A 26,972-nucleotide genomic window follows, 5' to 3' on the forward strand; every position below is an offset into this window, starting at 1 on the left:
TTCTCGCCATGGAAGATAAGCGAACAAGCGAAAACGATATTCATAGCGTGCAGAGCCTACTCTTTGGTGAGCACAACGAACACATTACTGCGGCAGTTCGCAAAGAAGCGCGCGCAATTGTTACCGAAGTTATCACAGAAGCCTTAGATGATAGGCAAAAGATTGATGCGAGTTTAGTAACCACCATTGCCCCTTTGATGGAAAAGGCGATCAGCAAGAGCATCGAAAGTAACAAGGCGAGCATTATTGATTCTCTCTACCCCGTTTTAGGGGGGCTGGTTCGAAAATCTGTCGCGGTATTTTTTAATAGTTTTCTGGCCAAACTCAATTACTTGATTGAACATAGCTTAACCATCAAAGGGTTACGATGGCGAATTGAGGCATGGCGACAAGGTGTTGAGTTTAGTGATTATGTACTAAAGCAATCACTCGTTTATCGCGTGGAAAGCGTTATGCTAATTCACCGACCAAGCGGAACTTTGTTATGTGATGCTCAAGTCGAAAATAGCCAGTGTAATGATCCGGTATTGATGTCAGCTATGCTCAGTGCCATCAATGACTTTATGGCAGATTCATTCAATAGTCAGCAAGATGTGGTACTGGAGTCTATCGCCGCTGAAAATATCACACTCATTATCACCTGTACGCCACACGCAATATTAGCAGGAGCAGTCTCTGGTACCGTACCAAAAGAACTAACCTATTTGCTCCAACAAACATTAGAGGCTATTCACGGTACTTTTACCAATGAACTCGCTAGTTTTAAAGGTGATACATCTACGCTTGAGCAGGTAAAACCTGAGCTTGAATCTTGCCTTATTGCTGAATTACAGCCTAAACAAGCCTCCAGCAAAGCCCATTGGCTAGTGGTTATCTTGCTCATCACAACCACCCTAGTTTTCGGTAATAAAGCATTTAATACTTGGCAACAATCTACCCTTGTTACAGCTATCGAAGCACTACCTGTACCTCCGGGTGTTGTAATTCAACAGCTTGAGTGGCACGAAGATAAGCTATATATCAATTACTTGCGAGATCCTACCGCGGTTGAGCTTTCAGATTGGTTAAACAGCCACCTAGCCAGCCAAAATCCGCTCAGTGAAAAGCTACTTAGCAAGCAGTACGATCCGGCGCAATTGATGTTAATTGAAACCCCTTTTATTTCATTAGCACCAGAGCTAATCAATCAAAAGGTTGCTCATCTATTAGCTGATACCCAACTAACCTACGTTACGGAAAATCAAAACCTAAAACTCAACGGCACTGTTGATAGGTTTACCTTTGCCAATTTGATGGAGAGGTTAAGGCTACTTCCAGGATTATCGAATATAGATACAAATGACGTGTTGGTTACTGGCAACGCCTTATCAAACGAGGAAAAGCAGCGATTAATGCTTGATAATATGCTCGCTAATTTAGCGCTTTCACCTATCGATTTTGCTACCAAGTCGGCAGAGTTAACCGCTGAAATGCAGCTAGTGTTATCCGAACTAGCAAAACAACTCACAAGCATAAACACATTGAGTAACTCACTTGGCGTTAAACTGGGCATTATCCTTACTGGTTACAGCGACAGCACTGGCAGTAAAGCGCTTAATCTTGAGCTTAGCCAGCAGCGCGCAAACAATGTTAAAGCCGCCCTGATTTTGCGAAATGTTCCTAGCAATCTTTTATTTGCCGTTGGCATTGGCGAGTTACCACTAACCCAAATATCCAGTGCCAGCAGAAAGGTGCTAGTTTCAAGCATCACCTTGGCAAGCATTGAGGAGTGAAGTATTCATGTATTGTCAAAAAGTCTGCTTAATTGGCGCCTCTGCGGTCGGAAAAACCAGTTTAGTTCGGCACTTTGTAGATGGCATTTTTGCCGATAAATACCTAACGACCATTGGTGTAAAAATTGACAAACATCAAGTGGTGACCAAGCAAGGTGAAGTGCAGTTACTGATTTGGGACATTGAAGGCACTGACCGGTTCTGTGGTTTTAATACTCGCTATTTAAATGGGGCCAACGCTTATATTGTGGTGCTCGACCAAAGCAGGCCTAAGTCGGCAGTTGATGCCCTTACCTTATTATCAATGGCGAAAGACTACTCTGACGCGCCTGCTTATCTCGCCATCAATAAATCCGATTTAAACGGCCAACTATCACAAGATTTACACGCCCAACTAGAGAACGCAGGCTTTGCCCAAGTCATCAACACGAGTGCCAAAACAGGTGAAAATGTAGAACAACTGTTTCGCTCAATTGCCGAACAAGAAGTAGTGAGGTAAAGCCGATGGAACATGACCTAAAACAAGCCCTGACAGTACTCAATTGTGCTGTTTTTAAATACTTGGGCAGTGGACAGTTTGCAAAGGTATTCAACGATCTGCCTTGGATTGCCACACTACTGCCGAATTTGCCTGCAAGTTCAACATCACTGCATATGCTTGGCAACTCGCTTTTTCTTGACGACTTTATTCGCGACGCTAAATCCTTTTGGCACCAACAACAGGAAGCTCAATTAAATTCCGGCATATGGACTGAGCCTCAAGCCGATGGCCAAGCCAAGCACTACGAAGCCCAAGCAATCAACTGTGATGCTGGCCAATACTTAATCATTAAAAACTTAGCCTCAGAATTTGATGAAAAACAGAAAACCCTGCAATTAGCGCGCGAACTTGTGCTTGCCAACGAGAATATTGTTGCAAACCACCAATACGCGCAAGAGCGGCTAGCTGCGCTAGTGGCAGAGCCTGAAAGTGCCCCGCAACTCATTCAATCAGTGTCTAAAGTCGTGCAAATGATCAATACCGCGATCCTGATTTGTGACAACGATATGCAGTGCATATTGGACAACCCGGCAACAAGACAGTTATTTAATCCCAGTAGCTTAACGCAAGGTGAAACGGCGATAAGCACCTTGCTCGCACTCATTGAAAAGCAATACCCTGAGTTCCAATTTAGCCAGCTAAAACAGCAAGCTTGGCAAGGCGAACTATGCTGGATGAGGCCCCCTTTTACCATGAAATGGCTAATGGTATCGGCGATTCCTGTCAGTGATGGCAACTCATCCGCTTGCCAATGGATATTTATTATCAGTGACATTACCCAACTTAAACACCTGCAAGAGCAAAACGAGAAGCTTACGCTAATTGACCATCTGACCGAGCTGCCTAACCGCCAATTTTTCTGGAACGCCTTAGATACAGCGATTGCTCGCAACTATTCGTGTTATGTACTGTTTATTGATATCGAACACTTTCGAGTCGTTAACGATGAATTAGGACATCGTATTGGTGACGAAGTGCTGTTGTTTATTGCAGAGCAGTTACGCTCATCAATTAAAAACAGCGATATCGTTGCCCGTATTGGCGGCGATGAATTTGGCATTCTGCTTTATGGTATAGAGAGTGATGATGATTGCGAGCAAATATTGTCTCGCTTAATTCGCTCAACCCTGCATTTACCCAATCATATTCACGAAAAAATTAACCAAGTCAGCTTAACCTTAAAAATTGGCGCAGCCGCGTATCCACGTGATGGTCAATCGGTTGAACGGCTGATCAAATGTGCCAATATCGCCACGAACCACACTAAGCAGACCAAAGGGTTAGCCTATAGCTTTTACAATGCTGAAATGGAGCTTGATATGCAGCGCATGTTAACGCTCAAAAAGGAAATTGATTTAGCGTTAGAGCACAACCAATTTGAGCTCTACTTTCAGCCAATTTATGCCATGCCAACGAAAACCATCACTAAGGCAGAAGTGCTGATTCGCTGGCATCATCCTGAATTAGGTTTGGTGAGCCCTGCCAGCTTTATTCCGCTAGCAGAAGAAAGCGGCTTAATAATTCATTTGGGCAAGTGGATTTTCGAGCAGGCGTGTCAAGCACTGAGTGAATTGCACCATCAAGGTCATCAAATGACGCTAGCGGTTAATTTATCGCCACGCCAGTTTAGTGACCGTAACTTAGCCACCTTTATTGAAGAAACTATTGCCGCATTTAACATTGCGCCTGAAAACATAGAGCTTGAAGTAACAGAAGGCCTGTTAATTTATAATTTCGACAGTGTGTTAGCGCAATTAACGCAACTGAGAAAAATCGGCGTAAAACTCTCGGTCGACGATTTCGGTACGGGTTACAGCTCTCTTAGCTACCTTAAACGTTTGCCGATCAATACCCTAAAAGTTGATCGCTCTTTTGTTATCGATTTAGCGACAGATAATAGCGACAAAGCGATCGTGTCTGCTGTTATTTCAATGGCGCACGAGCTCAACCTAGCCGTGGTAGCAGAGGGCGTAGAGCAAGAAAGCCAGTTACAATTTTTGCTTGCTCATCATTGCGACTTTATTCAAGGCTTTTTATTTTGCCAACCACTTCCTTTTGACAAACTTTGTCAGCAGCTAGCAAGTCCTTTAACCACTTGATATAAAAAGGTTAACAATTAAGAATTAACTGCTGTATCGCAACACCCTATGGTTTGATGTATTAGCCCCTTTCAGAACGTCTCTAACTAATCCGAAGTCATTTACCACTTTTTAGACTACTATCGACCTCAAACTGGTTAAATACTATACTAAAAAGACTAAATTCATTAAGAGGTGGCCGAATGGAATCTAGGTCAAAAAAGTTGAGCACCGAAGAGCGCAGACATAGCCGAGCAACTGAAGGTGAGTTGCTGAGTAATATGACCATGTCGCAAAAGTTTTCAGTGAATAGCTTAATTCAATATGGTTATCACTTCGCCTTTACCCGCGGCTCAGAGCATGGCACCCTAGCGGTATTACTCTGCGGTAATAGTGTTGCAACGGTAGACGAACAAGGCGAAATTAATACCTCTCCAGGGCTATCATTGCGACCTTATAACTAAGTCGACAAAAAAGTTTTAAACGGGTTATCAGCTCTGAACTGGCGAATAGTTAGCGAATAATTACTAAATAACTAGCAAGTAAATGTGTTGCTTAACAAGCAGTTGTAATTCAAACATTCAAGATATTTATTTTTAAAAGTTATAAGTGAAATAATTTAACCCGTCGAGTGATTTCTTCTCAATTGTCATCCTGCTTTAGTGCATTTATTCTAACAGCGTTTTCGAAATCTCCCCCGATTTCTAAACCATTAGACACTTACTTTATTTGTCAGGGCACTTTTTTAGTGCCCTTTTTTTTGCCCAATTCGCACCAATTTGGTTCGCCTGCATCGCGATAGCGCAGGAAGACTCGCCAAAAAATAGCACACCTACTGCAATCATCTGTTTTTAATAAGAAAAACCTCATGGTCTAGGTATTGCTTAGCTAAAGATGATTTTCTAGCAAGGACTCTATGTAGCTTTATTTTTCATCATGAGCATTCAAACTCCAATTCGAGGTCTCAGATCTTTCTGCATCGCCGCCAAATGTTTAAGCTTTAAGCATGCAGCATCTCAGCTTTTTTTAACCCCTTCTGCGGTTAGTCACCAAATTAAGCAACTTGAAGATCAACTCGGTACTCAACTATTTAAGCGCCAAACGCGCTCAATCGAACTGACCAGTGCAGGTAAGCAATTTTATAACTCAGTTTATCCAATAATCACCAATTTAGAGCAAACCATTGCTGACTTTACTAATAGCCAGCAAAACAAGACGATAACGATCAGCCTGCCAGAATTTTTCGCTAGCGAGCTATTTGTCCCAAAGTTAAGTGAGTGGGCGGAGCTTAATCCAGACATTAATTTACAGTTGGAGACAGTGAAGTCTGCAAGCCAAACCCCAGCGACAGCGGATTTGTCGATTGTATTAGCCAACGGCAAACCTAATGGCAGTGTGGTACACGAATTATTTCCTATCCGATATGTGCCAGCTTGCAACAAAAAGCTATACCGAAAGTGGGCTGCACATGGCGAAGATGCGTTAAGCTCAGTTCCATTGATTTTGCACCAAGCGCGCCCGTGGTCATGGCACCAATGGGCTGATAAAAATGATGTTCCGAACTTTGATCCGAAACAAATTATCCAATTTGATAGCATGTTCGGCGTTGCTCGTGCTGCCCAACAAGGCATGGGGATAGCGCTAGTGCCAATGCCGATCAGTAAAGCATGGTTTAGTGAGCAGTTGTTAGTAAAACTATTTGATCGCGAATTAGTGACCAATGATAAGTATTTTCTTATCCAGCATGAACATATCGAAAGTGCCGATGAGCTAACAACTTTTGCCAACTGGGTGAAAGATAATTTTGCTGACTAGCTGCTAACAGGTCGTCATTGTAGACCATGGTTTTAGTCAGGTGGCATATGTTCATTAATGCTCAAGCGTTAATTCTAACGTTTCCCATATACTCGATATAACTGAGCACACATCGTATTTTAGCCGCTCAAAAAAAAATATTTGATGTAAAACATCGACAGGCGAAATTAATTCACTTAACAGGTGCGTTTTTATCGTTTGTCAGACTACGGCTCTTCTTTCTAAAGTTAGAACGTCACCGCGTGGTGACGAATTTACAACTCTAAACCAAACTTTAGATAAGGAGAGCACCATGAAATCACGAATGGGTAAAATGTCCATGTTTGCCTTGCTGCTTGGCACAACTGCCAGCGCGGTCGCGGTAGCAGCGAAAAGTGTCGCAACAGAAGCAAAACTTAACGGACTCAAATTGGCAGTCGTCAAGAATGCTATCGGCTCTAACGAGATTGTCGAAGGCAAGTATCAACTAGGGTTATCTAAGCTGAGCTCAGCGCCCAAAGACCTTGCCTCTAGCTACAATCAAGAAATGGGCATGTGCGTTGCGAACATTAAGCTTAACAAGTTATCACTAGCTGATAGCGCTTGTAGCAATGCCATTAGGCAAATTGACAAAGTTAATGGCCCTACTCACCAAAAGCAGTATTTAAAGTCTTTAGCCTACAGCAATCGCGGTATTGTTCGCTATTTAGCTGATGACAGCTTAGGCGCTTATGAAGATTTTACGAGTGCCTTGCTGGTTGATAATAACACCATAGTTAAAGGTAATTTATTGACCTTTAAACAAATGGCTTTTACCACTAACCACCAAAGTACGGCACGCAATAATGCCATCTATCAAGTGAAGCACTACAAAACTCAAACAACAGCGAGCCTGAGCGAGTGATAACGGCACTTGTTAAGCCATTAAAACTTACGATAACAAACCGTAGTAACAAATATGAAGTAATGGAGGTTCATAATGAATAAATTACTGGTGGGTAAAACAACCGCCCCTAAAATGCCGCTAATCGATGTATGTTGTGGTTTTACTATCAGCACTACTCAAATGGATCATCACCGACAGCGACAGCTAGTTTTACAATAACGCCAACACTAAGGTAAGCTGTACTAGTTCAGACTTGATCTGACAGTTACCCGTTTTTCAATCGGTGACTGTCAGTTTAGATTTGAGCTAAATTCTTCTCAGCCCAAATCGATTTTCCATCAAGTAATGTTTCAAGTGGCGTTCTGCCACAGCACATTTTGCCCTGATGAGTTCGATCATTATTGTAATAAACCATCCATTCGTCCAGATCCTTTTGTAATTCCTCTAACGAGCCATAGAGCCTCTTACGGAACGTAACCTGATAAAACTCCTGCAATATTGTTTTGTGGAAACGTTCACAGATACCATTTGTCTGCGGTGACATCGCTTTCGTTTTTGTATGATCGATATCATTTATTGCTAGATAAAGCTGGTAATCATGATGTTCAACCTTGCCACAATACTCAGTGCCTCGGTCTGTGAGAATGCGTAACATTGGTAGCTCGTGCTGCTCGAAGTAAGGCAAAACCTTGTCGTTGAGTATGTCAGCAGCAGTGATTGGCGTTTTCGTTGTGTAGAGCTTGGCAAATGCAACCTTGCTGTAAGTATCAACGAACGTCTGCTGGTAGATACGGCCAACACCTTTTAGATTACCCACATAAAACGTGTCCTGTGAGCCTAGGTAGCCCGGATGAGCCGTTTCTATCTCGCCACAAGCTTCATCATCGTTCTTTTTCTTCTCAAGTGCAGCAACTTGAGCATCGGTGAGAATGATGCCGTCGTTAGCGACTTTCTCTTCAAGCGCTTTCAGCCGTTTTTTGAAGTTTTCTAAGTCATGGCGCAACCAGATTGAACGCACGCCACTGGCAGATACAAATACGCCTTGCTTACGAAGTTCATTGCTGGTTCTGACTTGGCCGTGCGCGGGGTATTCAATGGCATAATCCATTACTGCTTTTTCGGTTTTTTCATCAACACGATTTTTTATATTTGGTTTTCGGCGGGACTTATCAATAAGCGCATCAATGCCGCCATCTTCAGCCAGCTCTTGATAACGATAAAATGTATCTCGTGATACGCCCATCACTTTGCAAGCTCTGGATACATTACCAAGTTCTTCAGCTAGGTTGAGCAAACCTGCTTTGTGTTTAATGATTGGATTGTTAGTATGAAGCATGAGAGTTACCTCTTTGTTTGTTTTGATTAAAGATTCAGCACCTTTATCAAAACGGGTAACTCTCTACTTTTCAAGAAGATGTGTCAGATCTTGTCTGAACTAATTCAGGTAAGCCTATGCAGTTTATCCAATAAACCGTGGTTACTCGAATTTGGTAGCCACTTAATTTCTTCCCGTTTTATATTATCGCTGGCCAAATATCACTATATGGCTTGCTGAAGCATTCCCGTTAACTTAAATCATTGATAGATTGCCATCTGCCCCTAGCAAAAACCCTGCACTCGCTGTTAAAATCTAGCCATTGGATCATTGTAAATAAGAAGCAAACATAAGATGGGTAGAGCGTTTCAAAACCGAAAAGAGTCTATGGCGAAAACCGCCGGTCAAAAAACTAAAGTTTATTCAAAATATGGTAAAGCAATTTACGCTGTTGCCAAAAGTGGTGGTGTTGACCCTGACGGCAACTTAGCACTACGTAGCTTAATTGATAAAGCAAAGAAAGATCAGGTACCAACGCACGTTATCGACAAAGCAATTGATAAAGCAAAAGGTACTGGCGGTGAAGACTATTCAGAAGCCCGTTATGAAGGCTTTGGCCCTGGCAACTGCATGGTTATTATCGATTGTTTAACTGACAACGGTAACCGCACCATCAAAGACGTTCGTCAATGCTTTACTAAAACCAATTCAAAAATTGGCTCAACTGGCACAGTGTCTCATATGTTTGATCACCAAGCAGTATTTGCCTTTAAAGGTGAAGACGACGAAACTGTACTAGAAAACCTTATGATGGCTGATATTGACGTTACTGACGTTGAGCTAGAAGACGGCATTATTACCGTTTATGCGCCGCACACAGAATTCTTCAAAATAAAAACTGAGTTTGCCAACAGCATGCCAGAATTCGATTTAGAAGTAGAGGAAATCACTTGGGTTCCGCAAACATACACCGACGTTACTAGCGAAGAAGATATCGCTAACTTCGACAAATTTATTGCTATGCTAGAAGATTGTGAAGATGTACAACACGTCTACCACAATGCTGATGTTAAAAGATAATTAGCACTTAATTGTCATAGTAAAACTGAGATAAAAAATGCCAGCCTCTTTTCAAAGAATTTGGCATTTTATTTACTTAATTCGCTATAAATGACAACCAGTTAGCCGATTAGCTAATTGGGTAGAGTTCACTAATCATTTCGCACATCTTCAAATAAACGATAGCGAATATCAGATAAATAACCTAACGCATAAAGTAAGAGAGCGAAGTTAAGATCACCATTCATTAATGTCTGTGAGATACCAACTTCACTCACACTCAATACAACTATTGTCATAATAGTCGCTATTGACCAAGATAGTTTTAAGCCCCATGAGTAGTCACCAAAAAGCCACTGCTTTATGGTACGTTTTTCGCGCGTAGTCTCCAAAAATAACCTCCTATTAATTCCTGGTAACGTACAAATTTTCATCCTACATTCAATTGCTTGGCTACTCAAGCCAACAGAAAATAGTAATGTAATTTATGGTATTTGGTTGGATTAGTTTGATTGAGCCTGAGCTAGGCGCTCTTCTAAAAGCTCTAAGCGGCGGTTACACATTGCCAAGCGTCTGTGTAAAAAATTGAACGCAACAAGTAATAATACAAAAGTAAAAGTGAGCTCTTCTCTGATTAAGCATGCAACCAAAACAATCACCAAAAAGATACTTTCAGCACTCCAAAGGTACTTACTCTCTTTTTCGATTTGATTATCTAAATATTCATTACTGTATAGGCTCATAGCATCGTCCTTGCGTATGTTATATCACTCATTTTAATCTGTATCATAACAAAGCTAGCACCTTAATAAAAAAGCAATTATTAAAAAAACAATTAGCTAGCAAGCTTTACCAGATAATGAGCCACTAGACATCAATGACTAGTGGCAATTGGAATTTAAAACTGATGCGGTCTTTGGGTTAGTTCATTTATAGGCTCAGTGGTTAATTTATTGAATAGTTATCAATCGCTGACGCTTAGCTGCAAGTTTCTCCGCTGCAAATGGTGCCACCTTTTCCAACACTTCCCTGCTACCTGATTCACTTTTCGCAAAAAGTTTTGCCGACTGAATGACCCAATGGCCATCATAGTTAGCCAGTGTGAACTGATACTCACCGGATATTGACCAGTAGTATGACTTCCCCAGCCAATGGCTGGCGGTAAAATCGACATTCACCTGTGCATTCTTTTGATGCTCACTATTTTGCTGTGCACTCTTTTGATGAGCAGCGATTTCAAGCTGCGAAACACGCATATTGCTTAGCTCATGAAAAGTGGTGTCGAAGCCAGGCAAAAAGCCCGCCCACTGCTGCATTAATGCCTGATTAGTCACAATTTGCACTTCGCCGCCAAAAAGCTCGGTGTAATCCAAAGTCACTTCTGGAGCGAATAGTGCGCCTAAATACTCAAAAGCACTTTGATCAGCCAGTGCCGAAAAGCTGTAAATAGTGCTTCTAATTTTTGCCTCATCTTGGGTTAGCTGTTGCGTTCTATTTTGGCTAATATTTTCCGAGCCTTTACGCTCAGGGCTTTGTGTTGCTTGGTTTGAATGAGCTGTCATCATTACGCTCCATAGTATTAGAATTGCCAATAACTTATTCATCGCAGATCTCTTTCATGAGTTAAGTTTTGCTTGGCCTATGCTTCGTTTAAGGTAATACCAATTGAATTAATTAATTGTTCAATTCAGAGCGCTGTCAGCAGTGGGAGAACAAACCAAATTTTTGTTGATATAGTTATTCTACATCTCATCAATTTGGCGCAGTTATCGCGACGCTGACATGCTCCCAAAGGGCGAGTTTAAAAGGCTCATATGCTGCGTTATTGATTTTGACAAGGGAACCACCATTCTCTGCAATCAATGCCTTGCCTCTGAGCCTTTTAATTCTCGCTGAATGATTAAGTATTTATTTCAATTGGTATAGCTCCTACACAGGCCAGTATTTTTTTAATCAGTTCAAAATTACAAATACTTGCTAAAGTGCTTATCAATTGCACCAACTGCTTTGTTAACGGCATCCGCTTGGTCATAGAAGTCAAATTGGCTAATGCCGTCAAACCATACCGCTTGCACATTATCGCCAGCGTTTTCTAAATACTGCTTAGCACCTGCAGGTAGAGCCATCGCCTCTGACGCAACCATTAATACGGGCTTATCTTGGGCATTTGCTGTGGCAAGCGCATCATAATTAAGCCAGCCTTGCCATGAAGCAACATTAAATAAATTGTCATAAGCAGGAATCAAGCCGCGGTCAGTTTCGGTGTAATATGGCGCTTGATACATCAAGGCACTTTGATTGGTTAAACTAGCCGCCTCAATGGTAACTGGCTGTTCTTTTTGTGCAGCCTGCTTTGCCGCTGCTAACAAGCTAGCAACATTTTCTTCACCGCCATAAATTGCTGTTGCCAGCGCTTTGTCATGCAGCCAAGGCGCTACAACGGCAACGGTTTTAACATTTGAATTTGCTAGCGCGGCATCGAGCATGTAGCCAGACGAAGCACAAATACCTAACCCTGCGATTCGCTCAACATCTAGTTGCGTCAGCTTGCTCTGTTTGCTTGCAAGCGCGCTAATAACGGCCTGAATATCTTCAATTTTACGCTGGGGATCTTCAAGGTACTTAACCTTGTCGCTTGACTGACCCCAACCACGAAAATCAAAGGTCAATGCCGCATACCCTTGTTCTGCCAAAGCTCTGGCATACACAGCTGGCATTTGTTCTTTGACCGTAGTCCAAGCGCCAGTAACCAATACCACTGGTAACTTTTCAGTGCTTTCTTGATGACCACTTGGCAAGTATAGATTTGCAGCAAGCTTGCCAACACTTGTCTCTAATTTAATTTGTTGCATAATATTTTCCTCACTGATAGATGATGACTTAATTGCCGCAGCACTCGCATGTATTGATAACGCTGCTGTCAGACCAAGTAGTATTTGCTTAAACATAACCTTATCTCACTCCTCTGGTTAGGAATTGAGCACTAGTTTATAGGCGAGTGTGTAAGGGATATTGAATATTCGTGCTTAGGGTTTTGTAATTTATTGCAGCTAGATTATTTACAATTAATTACTATTCAGCGTGAAACAACAAACAAGTGATAAATGCGCTAGAAAGATCAATATTAAGAAGCGCTCTGACTCATAAGAGCAATGATTGAGTAAAACAAAGATGAAATCCAAGCTAGAGTTTTTTCAAGCGACTAATGAGCAGCTGTCTGACTGTGGGCAGGTGCTAGATATCGAGCTTTCCAGTGAGGCACTTGGCTGGCAAGGAGTTATTCTTGAAAAAGGCAGCTCTCCGCATTTTTATCCGCAGAATGTATACACACCTTACTTCTACTTTGCCCTAGCATTGGAAGAAGAATTACATTGGCAAGTCGGCGAACAGCACAATGAGATCACGCTTAAAACAACGCCCGGCAATATCTGGATAAACCCGCCCAAAACGCCTTTTACTCACGATATTTCAGAGCCTTGCTACTTTGTTATTCTGGCAGTTGAAGCATCCACTTTTCTCAATAGTTGCCCGCTTAATATTGACTCAAAAAAGCTTAGCTTTCTGAATAATTACAATGTTATCGACGAAACTATCAAAGGTATTATTGAATTGTTTTTGTTGGAGGTTGCTGCTCAAGGACGCAACGGAAAGGTTTATCTCAACCAATTGTTAGCCCTACTGAGCACACATTATATTCAGCACTACTCTAACTATTTTGATTTACAGAATAGCCAGCAGCGTATTTCTAAATTTGAGCAACGACAAGTAGACAAAGTCGCCAGTTATATTCAAACACATATTGGTGAAGCCGTTACCGTGGACGACCTAGCGGAACTACTTAATTGCAGTAAATTCTATTTTCTTCGGGAATTTAAGAAGTTTACGGGATTAACCCCCTATCAATACTTGATGAACGAAAGGTTAAGTAAGGCCAAAGCTATGCTCACTCAACCTAATGCCCGCATCGCTGAAATAGCCAGCGCTTTGGGGTTTAATGATCAAGCGCATTTCACCCGCACGTTTAAAAGCCATTTTGGAGTGACCCCAGGGCAGTTTATTAAAAGCGACTAGGGCTTGATTAAGCATAATCAACCAAGGGTTAACCATAACTAGCTTAGGTTAAGATAGTTATGGTTAAGATAGAGAATGCTTAGAGATAAACTCGCCTTCAAGCGGCTCAGGGGAGCGCCCATTCACTTCGTCGGTCAGCCATTCTAGGTAATCATCAAATGCCATAGGTTTAGCATAGAAGTACCCTTGCCCTATATCACAACCAAACTGCCTCAATAGATTTTCATCTTTTTGGCTATTAATCCCTTCAGCAACCACTTCAAGTCCTAAGCCTTTAGCCATTCGAACCGTCGTTTCCGCAATGGTTCTGCGCTTCTTATCATCGCCAACGTCCTGAACGAATTGGCGATCAACTTTTAGCTCCTTAAATGGTAATTCACTAACGTAGGCCATCGACGCATAACCAGTGCCAAAGTCATCAATACTAATGGTAACACCAAGCTCGGTGAGCAATTCAATGACCTCTAATGCTTGAGCATTATTGGTGATCGTGGCCGATTCTGTTAGCTCAAACACTATCTTATTGGCGGCAATTTCAGCTGCTTCGATTTCAGCGGCAACATATTCGTAAAAACCTTCTGCACAAATATCTTTGCCACTAATATTGATTGATACCATGTGATGCTTGTAACCCTGTGCCAACAATACACTGTGCTGAGCAATGGCCTGCTTAATGACCCAACGAGTGAGCTTGTTAATTAAGCCCATATCTTCGGCAACGGGAATAAACGCTGTTGGTGGAATAAAGCCTTGTTCGCTTAGGTTCTCGCCATCGTAATGCCAACGAATTAAACACTCACTACCGCAAACACGCATGGTTTTTAAATCCACTTGCGGCTGATGATAGAGCTCAAAGCTCCCCTGCTCGATTGCAGCATTAATTTCAGCAGCAAGCTTTAACCGATAGCCGCTGTTATCTGACTGAAACTCTTCATATACTGCCCACTTGCCGGTGCAATTTTCTGCGTCGGGCAATGCCATTTGAGCTTTGTTCAATAAGATAAATGGCAAGTTACCGTGCTCTGGGTAGCTGGCCACACCGATATTCGCTTGTAGCGGTATTTGCAGCGCTTCAATACGGTAAGCTTCTTCGACCAAAGTGTTGATAGAAGAGACAATGGTATCTAATGCTTGCTGGTTTTTCTGTTCGTTAACTACAATTGCCAACATATTACCTGCGACCAAGGCAATCTTCTCACCTCTCATGCCTATTGGCTCAATTGCATCGTTATAAGCAAAAAGTGGCGTGAGCTTTTCGTAGATTCGCTTAAATAAAGCGGTATTCATCGCATCATTAACATAAAGTGCAACACGCTCAATATGCTCAGGTTTAATCACCAACACATGCAAATGCGCATCAGGCGTTTGCATTAACTTATACAAGGAGCGCTCAAAAACATTTTTACGTGGTATTCCAGAGCCTGAGTGGTAGCTCATTTCGGCTATTCGTTCAGCTTCATGACGGCGCATACGCTCGGCAAGCGCAAACGACATTAGAGTGATTTCACACAATACGGCAAGTAAAAAGGCGTTAACTAGTATGAATGAGTAGTCAATATAGCCAAATAAAGTTAGTTGTTGAGCTCCTGCTCCTACCAAAAGTGGAATCCATGAAACAACATAATATCGAGCCCATGAAAACTCACTCTTTAGTTTGAGTATGACGAGACAAATTGAATACGCATAATATATAGGTACTAAGCTAAAAAAAATAATAGCTCTCTCTGTATGCGGTATAAACAACCCAATAGCACTGAGACAAATAAGCAAGTAGACACTTACTTGGCCAATTTTAAACAGCTTGCCGTTGTCTTCATTGAACTTTAAAAAGTACAAGGTAAACAGCACCAAAAAGCTCAGTAAGTAATAATGGAAGAACAGCGAATGTGTATTGAGCAGCTCTTGGGTCTCAGGGCTAAACAGTATGTAGCCGTATCCGTTTACCGTGGCTAAGACTAAAAACGCAGCGAGCAAGTAACCGATATAAATTAAATACACCTTGTCTCGAATGGCGTTAAAAATCACTAAGTTATAAAGACCAATCACAGCAAGCACACCGATAACGACACCAAACAGTACCCTTGTTAGCGCTTGTTTAGTCTTAAACTGTTCAGCTTGATGCCACACTAACGGAATATTCGGTGGGCCACCTGCTTTTAACTTAAGTAGTAACTCAATATTTTGTTTGGCACTAAGGTTAATATTCAAATGTGGGAAGGCTGTGGCGCTTAACGTTCCTTGATTTAACGCAGCTAAAGGCGAGTTTACTACACTTGAATATTGATATGCCGCCAGCTCTGTCAACATTGAATTGTCGATATGCAACACTAAGGCAGCATCATCTAACGTCTGATTAGATAGTGAAAACCTAACCCAATAAGCACTGTCGCCTAGCTCAAAAGGAATATCATTAGGCTCTGAGGAAATAAAACCAGCTTCACGTTCGCGCACTTGGCTAGCTGATAATTGATTGCTGTCGTCAACATAGTAACTCGTTGCCACTTCAATATTGGCTTGTGTTCGCGCTAACTCTCTCGTGTCTAATGTACTTAAATGCTGCGTGGCAGCAAAACCAATCGCAGCAATAACTAAAGTGAGGAGACAAACAAATGAGTAACGTAACCAAATAGATTTAGACAACTTACCGCCAACCATTATCAATTAAACTTTCAGGCATGAACCTAAGATTATAACGATTTACAGCAAAAATTGCTGGCTAGAAATACGATTAGGGACTCAAGGTATAAATTTTGTGATGAATTGCAATAACTTAAGCGCTTCTATAAAAACTTGTTCAACAGTTTATTTAGCAAAAGCACAAACTAGCTAAAACATAAAATCTATACTTAAGTAGCAGTAAACGTTAATATTTTACAATTGATTGTCATTGGGTCCTTAGTTTGAAATCAAAACCTACTTCTTTTGACATAGCTTTTCGTGCAGGTGTCTCGCAGTCAACCGTCTCGCGAGCATTAAGAAATAGCCCACTAGTTAACGAAGAGACGCGCTTGAAAGTGCAGGCAATTGCTCGTGAACTCAATTACAAAGTGGATAAAAACGCCAGTAACCTGCGTTCACAGCAAAGTAGCACCTTAGCGTTATTGCTTTTTGAAGATCCGACTAACGATGATTCATTAATTAACCCTTTTTTCTTGTCAATGTTGGGTAGTATTACCAAAGCATGCTCAGACAAGGGCTACGACCTGCTCGTTTCTTTTCAGCAAATGAATGATGACTGGCATGCCGAGTTTGAAGACTCGAACAAAGCCGACGGCATAATTCTACTTGGCTATGGCGACTTTGTTGATTACGAAGAAAAACTTATCCAATTAATTGAGCAAGATACCCGCTTTGTCCGCTGGGGTGCAGAAGTAGAGTCACTGCCCATTGTCTCGATTGGTTGCGATAACTTTCACGGAGGCTATCAGCTAACCGAACATGTGATCATGAATGGCCGCAAGCACTTTGCTTTTTTAGGCGAAGCATCTAGCCATGCGCCAGAGTTTTTTGATCGCTATAAAGGTCATTGCAAAGCACTTACCGACAACCAGCTTAGTGTCAATCAAGCCTGTCAAATTGACGCGATATCTACCGAAGATTCAGGTTACAAAGCAGCACTAGCACTTATCGAAAGTGGTGAACCATTTGATGCCATCTTTGGGGCGAGTGACTTAATTGCCATTGGTGCAATGCGAGCCTTGCAAGACAATGGCTACCAAGTTCCTGAGCAGGTTGCTGTGATTGGTTTTGATGATATCCCAATGGCAAGCTTTACCTTCCCATCACTTACAACGGCCAAGCAAAATACTAAGCTTGCTGGTGAACTATTGGTTGATAGCTTGATTAAGTTAATTCAAGGTGAACCGGTAAAAACCACTTTGATGCCAACAAACTTAATCGTTAGAAAGTCCTGTGGCAGCTAGCTAATAGAAAAAGTTAGTAGCAAATACTAGCTGCAAAGATTCACCACCACTCCCAGCTTAAGATTCGTTAAGGAACTCCCGCACGCGTACTCACTACTGTTGAGTTATTTAAGCTTATGTCATTGAAAGTTAACCGTTTGTTAATTGAACGTTCAATAAAGCTCAACAGATTTGTCATAAACCACTCGTAGACTGCTGCCTCGTTCATTAAGACCAACGCGTGCAACACATAGCAGCTGGTGCTTTCCAGCTTTTATGTGTTGCACGCCCAATAAATAAAATACTATCGAGGACTCTCATGTCTACGCGCACAAATAATAAGTCATTACTTGCTTCAGCCATTGCTATCGCACTAGCCTCACCGCTCGTTATGGCCGATAACACCGACGAAGAACAAATGATTGAAGAAATCACTGTGGTTGGTAAAAGCGTTTCTTATGCAAACAACGAAACGCCAGAAGAAATGTTCAAACAGCAGTCGGCAATGACCAGCACTTTGGCGGTTATTGATAATTTACCGGGCGTATTAATCAACGAGGGCGACACTTTTGGATCTGACGACTGGTCAACAACCGTTTCAATTCGTGGTTTCCAGTTAAGCCTAGACGAGCAACAAATCGGCATTACCATTGATGGTATTGCAAACGGTAACTCAAACTATGGTGGTGGTGCGAAAGCCAATCGCTACATCGACACTGAAAACCTAGGTGTAGTGCAAGTTTCTCAAGGTACTGCGGACATTGCCTCTCGCTCTCATGAAGCATTAGGTGGATCATTAAACTTCACGACCTCAGATCCTGAGCAAGAAGAAAAAGCGACGGTCAGTTTAACGCTGGCGGATTTTGATGGCCAAAAGTACTTCGCTCGTTACGATACTGGCGAAATATTCAAAGACACTTTCGCTTGGTTTAGCTTATCTAGCACAGAAAGTAGTGACTGGATCCAACAGGCTGCCGAAAACGAGCGCGATCATTACGCTGCGAAAGTCATCAGCGCCGTTAACGGTATTGATTTAACCGCTTACGTTTCTTATGACGATACACATGAAGACAATTACCAACGAGTGAGCCTTGCTGGTTTTGAACAAAACCCAGAGTGGGATGGCCTAACAGAAGACTGGACAGGCATTCCTTACGTTGACCAAACATACCGCCGTGGTTGGTCAACACTGCGCGAAAATATTTTCGGGTATTTAAAAGCCGCTTACGTAACCGATAGTTTTGAAGTGTCGGGCAACGTTTACTTTCACGACAATTCAGGCCGTGGTGATTGGGTTCCACCTTACCTAGTCGACGTAAAAGATGATGGCGATGCTGGCCATTCAGAGCTTGTTTCAGGCAATACGGTATTGGGCGGAGCACCGCTTGGTCGTATCTATTTTGTTGATGCCAACGGTAACAGCTTAGCGCCAACAGCAGGCTGTGTGAGTTCAATTCTTGCACCTTACGGTGGCTCAGGTCCTGAAGCAGATCCTGCCTGTTATGACCGCAGTGCAATTCCTGTCGGATCATACCGACATACTCATTACAACAAAGAGCGTTTTGGCTTTAATGGTGATTTTGCCCTTTACAGCACCTTTGACAATATCAACAACACCTTACGTGGTGGTATTTGGTATGAAGACTATGAGCGTGACGAGTCTCGTGATTGGCATAAAATTATCGACTCCCGTACCAGCTACCAGTTTGATCATAACCCGTACTGGGTGCAATACGACCGCAGCTTCACCGTCGATACCATGATGTTCTACCTAGAAGATGAACTTGATATGGGCTGGGGTAAGGTACGTGTTGGCGCGAAAAAATTCCTCGTTGAATTAGAGGCAGACGACAACTTCAACCGCGGCGCGGCAAAGGTAAAAGTAGACTCAGATTCCGACACCCTACTTTCAGCAGGTGTTGTATTAAATACTGGGGTTGACGGTTTGGAAGTCTTTGCGGGTTACGCTGAGAATTTTGCCGCCATTAAAGATTCTGTGCTTGAGCGTGATGCTTCACAGCTCGACAACATTGAGCCAGAAACAGCTGACAACATCGACTTAGGTATTCGCTACAGCTCAGATTCGATTGAAGCTAGCTTAACTTACTACGACATCAGCTTTGATAACCGCTTGGTATTTATTGCACCTGATTCGCCAGACGGTATCGACTTTTTGATTGGCAACAACGGTTCATATATTAACGTGGGTGGTATTGACTCGACTGGCTTTGAAGCGTCTTTGACTTGGTACATTTCAAACGAATGGACAGCGTATACTTCATATACTTCTAACGATTCAGAATACGTTGAAGGTACCTCGGCTTTCCCAACGGGTAATACCGTATTCGGCTCAGCTGAAGACTTAGCGGTTGTTTCATTTGACTGGTTACGCGACGAGAAATTTGCTGGTGTTTCAACTAAGTGGGTTGGTAAGCGTTGGCTAGATGCTGCTAACACACAGCGTATTGACGACTACATAGTGTCTGACGTTTACGCAGGTGTCACCGTTGACCGTCCAGTTGAGGGGATTCAATCACTGGAAGTTCGTTTAACCATTAACAACATTACCGATGAAAGCTACTTAGGTGGTGTTGCTGGCCAAGCTGCTTGGATTGGTGCACCACGCACAGCGGCATTAAACATCAAAGCAGCATTCTAGTTACCATTAGAACGCACAGAAAGCTAAATCCGGCACGCCCATTAGTGCCGGAATTAGTGCCGGATTTTTTGTTTTTATTTTTGTTTTGGGTTTAGGTTTGGTTTGGTTTATACAAACGAACAAGAAATTTAGCTAATGATTTGCCGCCTCCATTAACTTCATGATAATTATCATAAAGTTAATGAAAAATCAGGCGCACAAATTACCGACGTATCTTGAGCAAATAATTATGAAAAATATCAGCCAACTGATGACTAAAAGTTTAACCACAGCGCTACTAGCAGCGTTTCTATCAGTAAGCGTAAACGCAATTGCACTTGGTGACAGTGCTGATAGAAAGACCGCAGAGATCGACAATAAAATACCAACAGCTAAGCCCCTGTCTAAAATTTATTTCGGCTCTTGTGGCAAGCAATACAAACCCATGCCGATATTCGATGCCATTGTTGCCGATCAACCTGAGCTTTTTGTTTTTCTTGGCGACAATATTTATGGCGATACTGAAGATATGAGTGAGCTTCAGCATAAGTATGACACTTTAGGTGAACATCCCGGCTTTAAAAAGCTGAAAGCCACTACCCCATTAATCGCCATTTGGGATGATCATGACTATGGCGAAAATGACGCTGGCAAAGAGTATCCGCAAAAAGAAGCGTCTAGAAAAATTATGTTGGATTTTTGGCAAGAGCCAAAGGATTCACCGCGCTATCACCGCGATGGTATTTATAGCTCCTATATTTATGGCGAAGATGGGTATGGCGAAAGTGGCAAAACCGTTCATATTATTATGCCAGATTTACGCTGGAACCGAGATGAACTGCACCAAGTAGGCAAGTTTAGTTATGCAACAAAGCGCATGCCAAAAAATTTGGGGCCATACGAGGTTAGCCCTGTTAAAGGAGCCTCCATGCTGGGTGAGCGTCAATGGCAGTGGCTAGAATCGGAATTAAAGAAACCAGCTACCGTTAAGATTATTGCTTCCAGTCTTCAACTTTTACCCGAGTTTACGGGGTGGGAGTCATGGGCAAACTTCCCAAGCGATCGCAATAGGTTACTCAACTTCATTAAACAAGAAAAAATTCCCGGTGTCATAATGATCAGCGGTGATACACACTGGGGCGAAATATCAAAAGTCACCGAACATGGGATGTACCCGCTTTGGGAAGTAACCAGCTCAGGGCTAAGTGAGAAATGGAAAGATGTTAGCCCGAACAAACATCGCCAAGGGCAATACACCCACGATGTCAACTACGGCTTTATCGAAATAGATTGGAATAAAACAGACCCTGAGATTGTCTTCGGCCTTAAACAAGTCGACGGCCAAGTGTTTAGCCAGCACCAAGTAAAGTTATCTCAGTTATCATTTGCCGAATCGCGTTAACCATTTATAGCAGAAAGCATCTTCTAGCAAAAAGCACTGCATAAAAAAGGAGCCTAATGGCTCCTTTTCAGTAACAGTGTTGGGCTCGATTAAGCCTAAGCTTTTGCTTCAGTGTCTTTCACAAAAATAACCGACGCCGCCGCTAAGAACATGGCAATACCTGCTAGCATAATAATGTTAATCGCTTGGTTATCGAATACATGGCTTAAAATCCAACCAGAGGCAATACCTGAAACAATTTGTGGCGCCGCTATAGTGAAGTTAAATATTCCCATATAAACACCAGTTTTATCCGCAGGTAATGCGCCTGCTAGAATCGCATAAGGCATAGCTAAAATTGCCGCCCATGCGATGCCAACACCCGCCATAGACCACACTAAACCTAATGCCCCTTTTGGAATTTCCACTTGGGTGATCAGTAAATCAACATGAGTTAGCGTTGGGTCTTGGAATAATACAAAGCTTAGGTAACCTAAACCGCCTGCGATTAAGCTCAAAGAGTAAGTAAGTTTACGGCCAAATGTGTTGGCAAGCTTAGTCATAACCAAGGCAAATAGCACAGAGAATAAAGCTTGTGCCGCGTACAAAATACCAACCCAGTCACCAGCAGAGCCTTTCGCTTTAGCGATATCGGTTGGCAAACCGCCGGCAGCAGCAATATAGGCTGGGTCAAACCATTCAATGGCAACGCCCCAAGTGTGCTGCGTAATCGCTGCAGGCGTATAAGTCCACATAATAAATAGCGCAAACCAAGAGAAAAACTGCACCAGCGCGAGCTGTTTCATGATCACCGGCATATCTTTGAACAACGCCCAAAAGCCCGCTAGACGCTCGCCTAAGCTACGCTGTGTTTGTTGCTCTTTAGCAACCGCTGCGGCATCCATCTCTTTAAAAGCATAGTATTGCTCTGGCGGATATTCTTTGGTGCGAAATACTGTCCAAAGTACAGAACCCAAAAGCACGGTTGCACCTATATAAAACGACCAAATAACCGATGGCGCCACTTCACCTTGGGCTGACAAATTATCTAAACCAATCACATTGGTTAAAAAGAAAGGCAATATCGAGCCAACAACCGCACCAATATTAATCAGCAAGGTTTGTACTGAATAACCTAAGTTGCGCTGACCATCGGGCACCATATCTGATACCAGCGAGCGAAACGGTTGGAAAGTGACATTAAAGGCGGCGTCTTTAATGGCAAAAATAAACAAACCAAAAATCATAGGTGGAATAAAGGCCACCACCATAGAGGCATTAGGCAGCAAAGCCATTGCCATCGCCGCCACAATGGCACCACCTAAGATAAACGGCAATCGTCGACCTAGGCCGTTCCAGGTTTTGTCGGAAGCCGCGCCGACAATAGGCTGAACAATTAAACCCATAATCGGGGCTGCTAGCCAGAACAGTGAAAGTGAAGAAAGATCGGCACCTAAGTCCGACAATATTCGGCTAACGTTGCCGTTTTGCAAGGCAAAACCAATTTGCACGCCAAGAAAGCCAAAGCTGACATTCCAAATCTGCCAAAAGCTCAGGTTTGGTTTAGTGTTGTTCATTTATCCCCCCCCAGACTGCGTTTTAGCGTTTTATAATTGCAGTGGTGAATAGTATTCATTAGAAGTTATAAAAAAAGCACACTGCCGAGGCAAGTGTGCTCATTGTACTGTTATCCTAACTGCCTTTTCTGATGCTCGGCAATTAACTGCATACGTATTCAGCTTAGTCGATTGCTAACAATGCGATTAATGCAATATTTATCACCTAGCTTTCTTCGCTTGGCATTTGCTCGTCGTCGGCAAGAACTTCAGTTACTGAAGTTTCTACTTCAATGCGATCTACGCGCTGTAGGCCTCGTGGTAGCTTGTTGCCGCGACGACCTCTTTCACCTCGGTAATGCTCAATATCTGTTGCTTTTAACGTTAGTTTACGGCGACCCGCGTGCAAGGTTACCGAATCACTAGGTAAGATAACCGCCATTAGGGTCACAAACTCTTCTCGTGCTTTTGCTCTTGCCGAGGCAATGTTAATGATTTTGTTGCCCTTACCTTTGCTGAGCACTGGTAAGTCTTTTACTGGGAATACCAACATTCGACCTTCGCTGGTGATAGCTAAGCACAAGTTTTCGTCTAGATTCGAAATAGGCAATGGGGTTAACACTTTTGCATTGGCTGGCAAGCTAAGTAGCGCTTTACCATTTTTATTGCGGCTGACCATATCGCCAAACGCACCGACAAAGCCATACCCTGAATCAGAGCTCAGTAAGTACTGGCTGTCATCATCTGCCATCAAGGTTTGCGTAAAATTTTCACCCGCTGAGATATTAAAACGCCCAGTTAGCGGCTCACCTTGGCTGCGCGCCGTTGGCAAGCCATGCGCATCGGTTGCATAAGCTCGCCCTGTGGTATCAATAAAAACGACTGGACGATTACTGCGCCCTTTCGCTGAGCATAAGTAGCTATCCCCCGCTTTATAACTCATTTGTGCGGGCTCAATATCATGCCCTTTCGCGCAACGCGCCCAGCCTTTTTCTGAAACCACAACGGTAACAGGCTCACTCGGCACTAAGTCTTTTTCAGACAAGGCTTTGGCTTCACCACGTTCTACGATCTGCGAGCGACGTTCATCACCATAAAGCTCTGCGGCAGCAAGAATTTCTTTTTTCAATAAGGTATTCATGCGTGCTTTTGAGCCAAGCGTTTTTTCTAACTTTTCACGCTCTTTGTTTAACTCGTCTTGCTCGGCGCGAATTTTAATTTCTTCGAGTTTAGCTAACTGACGAAGTTTAATTTCTAAAATGGCATTGGCTTGAATTTCCGACAGGTTAAAGCGCGACATCAACTCTAGCTTTGGTTCGTCGTAATTGCGGATGATTTCAATCACTTCATCGATGTTAAGGTAAGCAACCAGTAAACCATCAAGAATGTGCAATCGCGCTAATACTTTATCTAAGCGGTACTGCAAACGTTTACGTGTTGTTTCACGACGAAACTCTAACCATTCAGCCAAAATATCGCGCAAGTTTTTCACTGATGGCTTGCCATCCAAGCCAATCATATTCAGGTTTACGCGGTAGTTTTTCTCAAGATCTGTGGTTGCAAACAAGTGTTGCATCAACTGTTCGGTATCAACGCGATTCGAACGTGGCACAACCACTAAGCGGATCGGATTCTCGTGGTCTGACTCGTCACGTAAATCTACCACCATTGGCAGCTTTTTCGCCTGCATTTGGCTAGCAATCTGCTCTAACACTTTCGCGCCAGACGCTTGATGCGGCAATGAGGTAATCACAATCTCACCGTGCTCTACCTCATAAACTGCACGCATTTTGATGCTGCCTCGGCCTGTTTCGTAGAGCTTCTCAATATCCGCTTTTGGCGTGATGATTTCCGCATCTGTGGGATAATCAGGCCCTTGCACATGTTCTAGTACGTCAGCTAACTCGCTTTTAGGCTGTTCGATTAAATGCACACAAGCATTGGCAATTTCACGCACGTTGTGCGGTGGAATATCCGTTGCCATACCAACTGCGATACCCGTGATACCGTTCAATAAAATATGTGGTAGACGAGCAGGTAACGTTTTCGGCTCCTTCATGGTGCCATCAAAGTTAGGTACCCAATCAACGGTACCTTGTCCAAGCTCTGACAGTAACACTTCACTGAACTTAGACAAGCGCGCTTCGGTGTATCGCATCGCCGCGAATGATTTAGGATCGTCTGGTGCCCCCCAGTTGCCCTGACCATCAACTAGCGGATAACGATAAGAAAATGGCTGTGCCATGAGTACCATCGCTTCGTAACAGGCAGAGTCACCATGCGGGTGGAATTTACCCAGTACGTCACCAACGGTACGAGCTGATTTTTTATATTTTGCTACGGCTGATAAGCCAAGCTCTGACATCGCATAAACAATACGTCGTTGCACTGGCTTTAAGCCATCGCCAATATGCGGTAAGGCGCGATCCATAATGACATACATGGAATAGTTGAGGTACGCTTCCTCAGTAAATTTGCGAAGCGGGACTTGTTCGATCCCTTCAAGGCTATATTCGAGCGTGTCAGACATGAATTTTTTTCCTAACTACAGACGATTGTGCGGGCTAAATATCGACCTACAAAAAAGTGTTGGCGAGGGTCATCATTTAACCTAGTGTGCAATTTTTATTGTTGTCATTTCGCGGATCAAACGATCCAAATGATGATGTTTGCTAGCTTAGCGGATTCTCAACATAGAAAAAACTGTTTAGCGTGTGAAAAGTTGGCGAATTGGGAATTATAGTGCATTTATCTGTGCAGTTGGATTAAAACTCGCCACTTGGCCATTACCTGAGCGCTTAGCAAGGTACATGGCATCATCTGCTGCTTTGATTAATGCATCCACATCTCGAATTTGCTCGGTCAAGCTGGCAATACCAATCGACACCGTAACCTCAATAGAATGATTGGCAACAAGTAAAGGTTTAGCTGATATTTTGGCAGCAAAATTATTGGCAATTGCTTGCGCCGAAACATTATCAGCTTCCGGCAGTACAGCAATAAACTCTTCTGCCTCAAGATGAGCAAAAATATCACGTGAGCGCATCACTTCTTGGCCTAAGCGAGCCACCTCTTGAAGCACTGCATCACCAACGCCATAGCCAAATTCATTATTGATGCGTTTAAGTTGATCAACATCAATCACAAGTGCACTCAACGCCTGCTCGTTACTGTGCGCTCGTTCAACCAACTGATGAGCAATTTTGAATAAATGATCGCGATTACTTAAGCCTGTTAAGGTATCTGTTTTGGCAAGCCATTTTAGTTTCTTGCGAATTTGTAATTGACGAAAAATCATCAACAAGAAAACAATACAAATGCACATTAGGATAATGGCATAACGTTCTTGTTCTTGTTTTTTGAGTTCTATGCGCGCCACTTCCGCTTGCTTTAGCTTACTTTGCTCAGCGAGCAACAAATTGACCTGTTCACGCTGCTTGATTTGATATCGCTCTTCCAGCTGTGCTAACTGTAGCTGCTCAGTATGTTCAAATTCTTCCGCAAACTTAATGAGATAGGTACGGCGATAATGATAACCCTGCTGATAGTTCCCCAAGCCAACATAGGCATCTGATAGTGCTTGATAATAGTGATAAAATGGTGCGCTAGCTTGTAACTGTTCAGGTAACTTTGCCAGCAAGTTATTAGCTTTTTCTAGCGCGTCAACACTGTTATCAAACTGTTTATTTTGGAGCGCCACTAACCCACGACAATAATGAAGGAGTATGCGTTCAGCATCATTATTTGCCGTAATGTTAGCGGCCTGTAAGTTGAAGTCTGTCGAATTTTTAACGCGCTTTGCTTCAACTGCCCCTACCAAAGACAACACTTGCTCAGAAACCGGCATTTCCAGCACCTGCTCTTGCGGAATTGGCAAGGCATACGCTACTGCAAAATAAATAGGTGCAACGAAAATAGTCAATGCTAAAGGCAAGCACAGCAAACTGGCGTTCTTAATCATTCTCGATAAACTTTTATC

Annotated in this window: 20 protein-coding genes; 12 read left to right on the top strand and 8 right to left on the bottom strand. The window is 42.8% G+C overall.

Annotated features, from left to right (window positions below; all coding sequences use genetic code 11):
- Positions 1-8: 8 nt before the first annotated feature.
- The 7 genes from DXX94_RS06570 (at position 9) to DXX94_RS19500 (ending at position 7,290) form a co-directional block, all read left to right on the top strand.
- Complete coding sequence (locus tag DXX94_RS06570) at positions 9-1,772, top strand: OmpA family protein (protein ID WP_116014678.1); 1,764 nt, start codon at positions 9-11, stop codon at positions 1,770-1,772.
- Between the two features lie 7 nt (positions 1,773-1,779).
- A complete protein-coding gene (locus tag DXX94_RS06575) occupies positions 1,780-2,271 on the top strand; it encodes a Rab family GTPase (protein WP_116014680.1) in 492 nt (163 codons plus the stop codon).
- A 5-nt stretch (positions 2,272-2,276) separates the two neighbouring features.
- Positions 2,277-4,412: a putative bifunctional diguanylate cyclase/phosphodiesterase gene (locus DXX94_RS06580; RefSeq protein WP_116014681.1), complete on the top strand. Its 2,136-nt coding sequence runs from the start codon at positions 2,277-2,279 to the stop codon at positions 4,410-4,412.
- Positions 4,413-4,594: 182 nt separating this feature from the next.
- Positions 4,595-4,855 carry a hypothetical protein gene (locus DXX94_RS06585; RefSeq protein WP_115999340.1) on the top strand — a complete coding sequence of 87 codons (261 nt, stop codon included), beginning with the start codon at positions 4,595-4,597 and terminating at the stop codon, positions 4,853-4,855.
- Between the two features lie 478 nt (positions 4,856-5,333).
- Positions 5,334-6,206 (top strand): LysR family transcriptional regulator, encoded by an 873-nt coding sequence (locus DXX94_RS06590; protein ID WP_116002293.1) that lies wholly within the window; start codon positions 5,334-5,336, stop codon positions 6,204-6,206.
- 292 nt (positions 6,207-6,498) lie between these two features.
- On the top strand, positions 6,499-7,089 hold the full coding sequence (locus DXX94_RS06595; protein ID WP_116014683.1) for a hypothetical protein: 591 nt from the start codon (positions 6,499-6,501) through the stop codon (positions 7,087-7,089).
- Positions 7,090-7,164: 75 nt separating this feature from the next.
- The gene (locus DXX94_RS19500; protein WP_258872113.1) at positions 7,165-7,290 is read left to right on the top strand and encodes a hypothetical protein; all 126 of its coding nucleotides are present in this window, start codon (positions 7,165-7,167) and stop codon (positions 7,288-7,290) included.
- 76 nt (positions 7,291-7,366) lie between these two features.
- Here the strand turns inward: DXX94_RS19500 and DXX94_RS06600 are convergent, their stop codons facing one another.
- The gene (locus tag DXX94_RS06600; RefSeq protein ID WP_116013192.1) at positions 7,367-8,407 is read right to left on the bottom strand and encodes an IS481 family transposase; all 1,041 of its coding nucleotides are present in this window, start codon (positions 8,405-8,407) and stop codon (positions 7,367-7,369) included.
- A gap of 333 nt (positions 8,408-8,740) precedes the next feature.
- On the opposite strand from DXX94_RS06600, the gene DXX94_RS06605 reads away from it, so the two are divergent.
- Positions 8,741-9,466, top strand: coding sequence for a YebC/PmpR family DNA-binding transcriptional regulator (locus DXX94_RS06605; protein ID WP_115999338.1), 726 nt, complete (start codon positions 8,741-8,743; stop codon positions 9,464-9,466).
- A 131-nt stretch (positions 9,467-9,597) separates the two neighbouring features.
- Here the strand turns inward: DXX94_RS06605 and DXX94_RS06610 are convergent, their stop codons facing one another.
- From DXX94_RS06610 to DXX94_RS06625, 3 genes are all read right to left on the bottom strand, one after another.
- On the bottom strand, positions 9,598-9,837 hold the full coding sequence (locus DXX94_RS06610; protein WP_116014685.1) for a hypothetical protein: 240 nt from the start codon (positions 9,835-9,837) through the stop codon (positions 9,598-9,600).
- A gap of 558 nt (positions 9,838-10,395) precedes the next feature.
- A complete protein-coding gene (locus DXX94_RS06620) occupies positions 10,396-11,010 on the bottom strand; it encodes a nuclear transport factor 2 family protein (RefSeq protein ID WP_220348056.1) in 615 nt (204 codons plus the stop codon).
- Between the two features lie 399 nt (positions 11,011-11,409).
- A complete protein-coding gene (locus DXX94_RS06625; protein ID WP_116014686.1) occupies positions 11,410-12,393 on the bottom strand; it encodes an alpha/beta hydrolase in 984 nt (327 codons plus the stop codon).
- A 223-nt stretch (positions 12,394-12,616) separates the two neighbouring features.
- On the opposite strand from DXX94_RS06625, the gene DXX94_RS06630 reads away from it, so the two are divergent.
- Complete coding sequence (locus DXX94_RS06630) at positions 12,617-13,516, top strand: helix-turn-helix transcriptional regulator (protein WP_116014688.1); 900 nt, start codon at positions 12,617-12,619, stop codon at positions 13,514-13,516.
- Between the two features lie 63 nt (positions 13,517-13,579).
- On the opposite strand, the gene DXX94_RS06635 is transcribed toward DXX94_RS06630, so the two are convergent.
- Positions 13,580-16,156: an EAL domain-containing protein gene (locus DXX94_RS06635; protein WP_181901497.1), complete on the bottom strand. Its 2,577-nt coding sequence runs from the start codon at positions 16,154-16,156 to the stop codon at positions 13,580-13,582.
- 260 nt (positions 16,157-16,416) lie between these two features.
- Here DXX94_RS06635 and DXX94_RS06640 point away from each other — a divergent pair, with 260 nt between their 5' ends.
- The 3 genes from DXX94_RS06640 to DXX94_RS06650 all read left to right on the top strand — a co-directional run bounded on the left by DXX94_RS06640 (position 16,417) and on the right by DXX94_RS06650 (position 21,458).
- Positions 16,417-17,439 (top strand): LacI family DNA-binding transcriptional regulator, encoded by a 1,023-nt coding sequence (locus DXX94_RS06640; RefSeq protein WP_116014691.1) that lies wholly within the window; start codon positions 16,417-16,419, stop codon positions 17,437-17,439.
- Positions 17,440-17,737: 298 nt separating this feature from the next.
- Entirely contained in the window at positions 17,738-20,077 is a 2,340-nt protein-coding gene (locus DXX94_RS06645) for a TonB-dependent receptor domain-containing protein (RefSeq protein WP_116014693.1), read from the top strand.
- A 229-nt stretch (positions 20,078-20,306) separates the two neighbouring features.
- Positions 20,307-21,458 (top strand): alkaline phosphatase D family protein, encoded by a 1,152-nt coding sequence (locus DXX94_RS06650; RefSeq protein ID WP_116014694.1) that lies wholly within the window; start codon positions 20,307-20,309, stop codon positions 21,456-21,458.
- 95 nt (positions 21,459-21,553) lie between these two features.
- Here the strand turns inward: DXX94_RS06650 and DXX94_RS06655 are convergent, their stop codons facing one another.
- The 3 genes from DXX94_RS06655 to DXX94_RS06665 all read right to left on the bottom strand — a co-directional run bounded on the left by DXX94_RS06655 (position 21,554) and on the right by DXX94_RS06665 (position 26,954).
- A complete protein-coding gene (locus tag DXX94_RS06655) occupies positions 21,554-23,014 on the bottom strand; it encodes an MFS transporter (RefSeq protein WP_116014696.1) in 1,461 nt (486 codons plus the stop codon).
- 205 nt (positions 23,015-23,219) lie between these two features.
- Positions 23,220-25,523: a DNA topoisomerase IV subunit A gene (gene parC, locus DXX94_RS06660; RefSeq protein WP_116014697.1), complete on the bottom strand. Its 2,304-nt coding sequence runs from the start codon at positions 25,521-25,523 to the stop codon at positions 23,220-23,222.
- 207 nt (positions 25,524-25,730) lie between these two features.
- Positions 25,731-26,954 carry a GGDEF domain-containing protein gene (locus DXX94_RS06665; protein WP_181901498.1) on the bottom strand — a complete coding sequence of 408 codons (1,224 nt, stop codon included), beginning with the start codon at positions 26,952-26,954 and terminating at the stop codon, positions 25,731-25,733.
- Positions 26,955-26,972: the final 18 nt, after the last annotated feature.

Origin of the sequence: Thalassotalea euphylliae (assembly GCF_003390375.1) — a bacterium.
Classification (GTDB): Bacteria; Pseudomonadota; Gammaproteobacteria; order Enterobacterales; family Alteromonadaceae; genus Thalassotalea_F; species Thalassotalea_F euphylliae_A.

What these genes read in the sequence shown, in the direction of transcription:
- DXX94_RS06570 (WP_116014678.1), top strand. Translation starts at nt 9, where the DNA reads ATGGAAGATAAGCGAACAAGCGAAAACGATATTCATAGCGTGCAGAGC.
- DXX94_RS06575 (WP_116014680.1), top strand. Translation starts at nt 1,780, where the DNA reads ATGTATTGTCAAAAAGTCTGCTTAATTGGCGCCTCTGCGGTCGGAAAA.
- DXX94_RS06580 (WP_116014681.1), top strand. Translation starts at nt 2,277, where the DNA reads ATGGAACATGACCTAAAACAAGCCCTGACAGTACTCAATTGTGCTGTT.
- DXX94_RS06585 (WP_115999340.1), top strand. Translation starts at nt 4,595, where the DNA reads ATGGAATCTAGGTCAAAAAAGTTGAGCACCGAAGAGCGCAGACATAGC.
- DXX94_RS06595 (WP_116014683.1), top strand. Translation starts at nt 6,499, where the DNA reads ATGAAATCACGAATGGGTAAAATGTCCATGTTTGCCTTGCTGCTTGGC.
- DXX94_RS19500 (WP_258872113.1), top strand. Translation starts at nt 7,165, where the DNA reads ATGAATAAATTACTGGTGGGTAAAACAACCGCCCCTAAAATGCCGCTA.
- DXX94_RS06600 (WP_116013192.1), bottom strand. Translation starts at nt 8,407, where the DNA reads ATGCTTCATACTAACAATCCAATCATTAAACACAAAGCAGGTTTGCTC.
- DXX94_RS06605 (WP_115999338.1), top strand. Translation starts at nt 8,741, where the DNA reads ATGGGTAGAGCGTTTCAAAACCGAAAAGAGTCTATGGCGAAAACCGCC.
- DXX94_RS06620 (WP_220348056.1), bottom strand. Translation starts at nt 11,010, where the DNA reads ATGATGACAGCTCATTCAAACCAAGCAACACAAAGCCCTGAGCGTAAA.
- DXX94_RS06625 (WP_116014686.1), bottom strand. Translation starts at nt 12,393, where the DNA reads ATGTTTAAGCAAATACTACTTGGTCTGACAGCAGCGTTATCAATACAT.
- DXX94_RS06630 (WP_116014688.1), top strand. Translation starts at nt 12,617, where the DNA reads ATGAAATCCAAGCTAGAGTTTTTTCAAGCGACTAATGAGCAGCTGTCT.
- DXX94_RS06645 (WP_116014693.1), top strand. Translation starts at nt 17,738, where the DNA reads ATGTCTACGCGCACAAATAATAAGTCATTACTTGCTTCAGCCATTGCT.
- DXX94_RS06650 (WP_116014694.1), top strand. Translation starts at nt 20,307, where the DNA reads ATGAAAAATATCAGCCAACTGATGACTAAAAGTTTAACCACAGCGCTA.
- DXX94_RS06655 (WP_116014696.1), bottom strand. Translation starts at nt 23,014, where the DNA reads ATGAACAACACTAAACCAAACCTGAGCTTTTGGCAGATTTGGAATGTC.
- parC (WP_116014697.1), bottom strand. Translation starts at nt 25,523, where the DNA reads ATGTCTGACACGCTCGAATATAGCCTTGAAGGGATCGAACAAGTCCCG.
- DXX94_RS06665 (WP_181901498.1), bottom strand. Translation starts at nt 26,954, where the DNA reads ATGATTAAGAACGCCAGTTTGCTGTGCTTGCCTTTAGCATTGACTATT.